This is a genomic window from Halobellus sp. Atlit-38R (genome assembly GCF_003665925.1).
Taxonomy (GTDB): domain Archaea; phylum Halobacteriota; class Halobacteria; order Halobacteriales; family Haloferacaceae; genus Haloquadratum; species Haloquadratum inordinatus.
The window spans coordinates 1-506 of the sequence record NZ_QXIJ01000220.1 but is presented as its reverse complement, the minus strand read 5'-3'; the positions used below and the strand labels follow the sequence as shown (position 1 = coordinate 506).

At 72.7% G+C, this 506-nt stretch carries 1 protein-coding gene; it reads left to right on the top strand.

Annotated elements, in window-relative coordinates:
• Positions 1-506, top strand: a 506-nt coding sequence (locus D3D02_RS19045) for an NAD(P)-dependent oxidoreductase (RefSeq protein ID WP_147435749.1), incomplete at both ends; no start/stop codon positions are given.

Below are 506 nucleotides of genomic sequence, written 5' to 3'. Positions count from 1 at the left end.
GCCGCTCCCGGCCGCGAAGGGGCCCGACGGGGTCACCGACGCCGACCGGTACGTCGCCGACATCACCGACGAGCGCGCCGTCCGCGAGGCCGTCGCCGACGTCGGCGCGGTGATCCACCTCGCCGGCGATCCGCGGAAGACGGCGCCGTGGGACTCGGTCCTCCGGAACAACATCGACGGGACGCAGGTCGTGATGCGCGCCGCCGCCGAGGCCGGCGTCGAGAAGTTCACGTTCGCCTCCTCGAACCACGCCGTCGGCGGCTACGAGACGGCCGAGCGGACTCCGGACCTGTACCGCCCCGAGGACGACTACCGGCTCGACGGGAGCGAGCTGCCCCGCCCCGGCAACCTCTACGGGGTCTCGAAGGCGGCCGGCGAGTCGCTCGGTCGCTTCTACCACGACGAGTTCGACATGAGCGTCGTCTGCGTCCGCATCGGGAACCTCACCAAGGACCACCCGCCCCGCGAGTACGAGCGCGGGCAGGCGATGTGGCTCTCGCACCGCG